Source organism: Gilliamella sp. Fer4-1 (assembly GCF_001690515.1).
GTDB classification, from domain to species: Bacteria; Pseudomonadota; Gammaproteobacteria; order Enterobacterales; family Orbaceae; genus Gilliamella; species Gilliamella apicola_C.
In genome coordinates, this window is sequence record NZ_LZGZ01000029.1 from 1 (window position 1) to 5,014 (window position 5,014).

Below are 5,014 nucleotides of genomic sequence, written 5' to 3' on the forward strand. Positions count from 1 at the left end.
AAATACTATGAATGTAGTAAAAAAACCGCCAGTAAAATGGCTACCATTTATAATTATTGCGGCAATTTCAGCAATACTTTGGTTGTTTATATCTCCTCCTCAAGGCATCAGTCAAGAAGGTTGGCAAACAAGCATTATCTTTATTGCAACAATTGCGTGTATTGTTGCTGAAATTATGCCAATTGGTGCAATCGGCTTATTAGCCATTACGGTATTTGCAGTATTGAGACCAACGGGAGCCGAAAGTGCTAAAAACGCTATAGAGATATCATTAAGCGAATTAAATAGTGGGTTAATTTGGTTAATTGTTATTGCTTTTATGATTGCTCGTGGCTTTATTAAAACAGGTTTAAGTAAACGTATTGCCTATTATCTTGTGAAGATCTTAGGTAAAAATACATTGGGACTTGCCTATGGTTTAGCTGTCACTGATATGGCCTTAGCGCCAGCGATTCCAAGTACAACTGCACGTGCTGGTGGGGTTATTTACCCAATAGCTGAAGCATTAGCTATCAATTTTAATTCTAGCCCTAAGGATGAATCAAGAAACCGTATTGGTACATTTTTAATGTTAACTATTAGCCATATCAATGACATTACCTCGGCAATGTTCTTAACGGCGTTTACTGGAAATTTATTAGCTGCTAAGTTAGTGACAAAATCACTAGATATCACATTAGGCTGGGGACAATGGTTTATTGTAGTTATTGTTCCATGCTTAGTTTCATTTATTATTATTCCTTTAGTTATCTACTTTTTAACTAACCCAGAGCTAAAAAAGACACCAGAAGCACCTAAATTAGCTGCTGAAGAATTGAAAAAAATGGGATCTATCACCGTTAAAGAAATCATTATGGGTGGAACAGTTATTCTATTATTAGCACTTTGGATTTTTGGTAAAAACTTCAATATTGATTCAACAACAACTGCCTTTATTGGTTTGACTATTTTGCTTTTAACCGGTGTATTAAGTTGGGATGACATCAAAAGTGAAAAAGCAGCTTGGGATACATTAATTTGGTTTGCGGCATTATTGATGATAGCAGGGCAAGTCAATAAACTTGGTGTGACAAAATGGTTAGGTGATACAATAGGTAGTGCAGTGCAAGGTTATTTGGGTGAAAGTAGCTGGTTATTAGTGCTGATTGTTTTATGTGTTGCGTATGTTTATTTGCACTATCTTTTTGCCAGTGGTAATGCGCATATCGCCGCTTTATTTCCAGTTTTCTTATCGATAGCTATTGCTCTTGGCGTACCCACATTTATTGCAATTTTTGCTTTAGTTATTTGTACTAACTATTTTGGTTCAATTACACAATTTGCCAATGCAAGAAATCCGCTATTATTTGCTGAAGGTTTTGTTCCTGTAAAAACTTGGTGGAAAGTCGGGTTTATTTGTAGCATTATAAATCTGGCTATCTTATTTACTGTGGGTATTTTATGGTGGAAAATAATCGGTCTTAGCTAATAACTAATTATATACACTAAAGATTATATGCCGCCACATTGACTGGCGGTATTTTTATAGTTAGTTAATTTTATAGCGACAAATTTTAATTGATAATTGCCAATCATCAATCGGTTTCCAATATTTTTGTTCTTGCTCTAAATCCAATAAGATTAATTTATTCTTTTCGACAAAATCTTGATTAACTTCTAACGTTATTTGGGTGGGGCTATTTTTTGATAATTTTAATTTAAATGCATCAAGGTTTAGATCGGTATTTCGCTGATTATTTATTAGAATAGATAATCTAAGCATTTGCATGGCTGATATTATATGCTTGTATTCAAACAAACTGAAATAAGGGATTTCATCAATATTAATTGATTTGCGATGATAACGAACAAGCGTTGCTAAAAGTAATTGTTGTTCTTCATTAAACCCCGGCAAATTACTATTCTTTAAAATATAACTCGAATGTTTATGAATCGAAGTAAAGTTGATTTTTAACCCAACTTCATGCAATTGCGCAGCCCAATACAATATAGATTCTAAATTAGGTGGAATAACGATTTGTGTTTGTTGTTGCCATTGAGAAAATAAAAATTTTGCAGTTTTAACCACTTGTTTTGCATGGCGTTGATCAACGTTGTAATGATCGGAAAGTAATTGAGCTGTATTTTGTCTAATATCTCGGAAATTAGGACCATCAATGAGTTCATAAAGCACGCCTTCACGTAATGCACACGGACTAAAGCGTAAAGCCTCTAAGCCTAGGGCATAAAAAATACCACAAAATATTGCCAGCCCACTAACAAATATGCTTTTTCTTTCATTAGAAAGTGAAGGGTAGTTAATATCTTGGCAAGATTTAAATTCCAAAATATAACGAATTAAATCATCTAGCCTTTTAGGCGTAATAATTCCATCACAGACACCAATGTCTAATAAAATACGATAAATAGCTTTAATCGTTCCCGATGATCCAAATGCTACAGTGATTTTCTGCTTTTTAATAATATGAATCATACTTTCAATTTGTTGTTCGGCGGCAAGCCTTGCTCGTTGAAATGAATCAAAATCGATTTTTTGATCATGAAAGAATTGCTTAGCGTAAGTTACACACCCCATGGGACGGCTAGCTACAAGCAATGGTTTTAAATCATTTCCTTTTCCTATTGCAATTTCAGTCGATCCACCACCGATATCTACTACAAATTTGGTATCAGTTGACGATGTTGATTCTGTCGTCATGGCACCTAAATAAATAAGGCGAGCCTCTTCTTGACCTGAAATAATTTCAATAGGAAAAGGAAATACTTTGGCTGCAGCCATCAAAAATTGATGCTTATTTTTGGCAACACGCAAAGTATGCGTCGCTATAACACGAACATGTTCAGCTGGAAATCCTTTTAATCGTTCAGCAAATAATTCAAGGCACTGCACTCCTCGTATAATGCTTGATTCATTGAGCTGATTATTAGCATTAAGCCCCGTTGCAAGATGAATGTTTTTTTTATTTTTATAAATAATTTGCATCGCGCCATCAATGATACGGACTATAACCATATAAAAGCTGTTTGAACCAAGATCAACTACGGCATATTCATTGAATTTGTTCACTTTAAAATCCTCAATTCATTATTCAAATGATTCTAACCGTTTCAAATAATCATAAATGGCATATTGGGCTCTGGTTTTTTTCTTATTGCCTCTTTGCACATAATTGTTGGTGGCATCTTTATCAATAATGCGAGCTTTTACGTTATCATTGCACTGTATATCAAAAATATTATGAATAGTTGATTTTATTATTGGATCGAAAATTTTTACACCCACTTCAATACGGTTATCGAGATTACGAGGCATCCAGTCTGCGGAAGAAATATATGTATCTTTTCTTCCATCATTTTCAAAAATATAGACACGAGCATGCTCCAAAAACTGATCAACAATACTGGTGACCGTGATATTTTCACTTAAGTTAGGTATTTGCGGTACCAATACGCAGGTTCCTCTTACTACCATTCTAATTTTTACTCCAGCACATGATGCGCGATATAGTTGATCTATCATATCTTGATCTGTTATTGCATTTAACTTTAAATAAATGCCCGCGGGTTTCCCCACTTTTGCATTATTTATTTCCCGCTCGATAAACTCATAAAATCGTAATCGTGTATTTTGCGGTGAAACAAGCAAATGGTTGAATGATACAGGTTTGAACGGGTTTTCAATAAAATTAAATACTTTTCTAACTTCATCGGTAATGGCTGGATCTGCGGTTAATAGTGAAAAATCGGTATAAATGGCCGCCGTTCTTTCATTAAAATTACCAGAACCAATATGAGCATAACGAACAATTCCATCATCTTCTTTACGATCAATTAAAAATAACTTGGCATGGATCTTAAGTTTTGGTTGTGAATAGATGACTTTAATTCCGCTACTAATTAGCCGTTTTGCCCATTTTATATTTGCTTCTTCATCAAATCTTGCCTGTAACTCAACCACTACAGTAACTTTTTTACCATTATTAGCAGCATTAATCGCAGTATGAATAAAACGTGAGTCTTTAGCTACTCGATATATGTTCATACGAATATGCGTAACAGAAGGATCAAATGAGGCTTGGCGCATAATTTCAAGAACATGCCCAAAAGAATAGTAAGGATAATAAAGTAAAACATCGCGATCTTTTATTGTATCAAAAGCATTACGAAATTGTTTAAATCGATTGTAACTTAGACTTGAAATTTTTTTATTTAATAGCTTCTTCTGCCCAAAATCAGGAAACTTGACCAGATCTTTAAAATTAGGATAGCGACCGCCAGGCATCGCCTCTTGTTCAGTTAATCGTAACTTATTAATTAACAATTCAAATAATGCTTTTGGCATATCTTTTTGATAAGTAAAGCGTACAGGCTGTGCCGTTAAACGTTGTTTTAAACCTTGAGACATAAGCTCAAGTAAACTATCTAATTCGGTGTTTAATTCGTATTCTGCATCCCTATTGATATTAATTGAATAAGCATTTAATTCTTTGGCATCAAAAAATATTTTAAAAATATCCGTTAAGCAATATCGAAGTATGTTGTCTAAAAAGATAATGGATTTATTTTTAGTGGACACTTCAGATGGCAATAATACAAAACGAGAAACTTTATCTGTTGGTAGTTCCAGTAATGCATAACTGATATTATCTTCACAAATAATTTCTACAGCCAAATAAGCATGATCATCTTTTAAAAATTGAATAAGCTCTGTATGGCTATCGAGCAAAATAGGGGTTATGTACTGCCTAAGATTTTGTTTATAATAATTCTTTATCCAATTTTCTTGATAGGCGGAAAGTTGTCGTTCATTAATCAAAAAGATTTGATTTCTAGCCATTTCTAATAATAATTCATTGTAGAGCTGATCAAATTGTAATTCCAATTGGATAACTTTTTGATTTACTTGGCGCAATAAATTCTTAGCATTAGGCAAAGAATGTGCTTGTTCTTGTTCAATAAGCACATATTTTTTTAGGTTAGCAAACTGTACTTTATAAAATTCATCAAGGTTACT

At 33.5% G+C, this 5,014-nt stretch carries 3 protein-coding genes; 1 reads left to right on the forward strand and 2 read right to left on the reverse strand.

Annotation, left to right across the window (positions count from 1 at the left end; genetic code table 11):
- The first annotated feature begins 7 nt into the window (after window positions 1-7).
- Window positions 8-1,468, forward strand: coding sequence for a DASS family sodium-coupled anion symporter (locus A9G30_RS00995; protein WP_065587773.1), 1,461 nt, complete (start codon window positions 8-10; stop codon window positions 1,466-1,468).
- Between the two features lie 60 nt (window positions 1,469-1,528).
- Here the strand turns inward: A9G30_RS00995 and A9G30_RS01000 are convergent, their stop codons facing one another.
- Both A9G30_RS01000 and ppk1 read right to left on the reverse strand, forming a co-directional pair.
- Window positions 1,529-3,013 (reverse strand): Ppx/GppA phosphatase family protein, encoded by a 1,485-nt coding sequence (locus tag A9G30_RS01000; RefSeq protein WP_081295525.1) that lies wholly within the window; start codon window positions 3,011-3,013, stop codon window positions 1,529-1,531.
- A 72-nt stretch (window positions 3,014-3,085) separates the two neighbouring features.
- On the reverse strand, window positions 3,086-5,014 hold a 1,929-nt coding region (gene ppk1, locus A9G30_RS01005), incomplete at its 5' end, for a polyphosphate kinase 1 (RefSeq protein ID WP_065587775.1).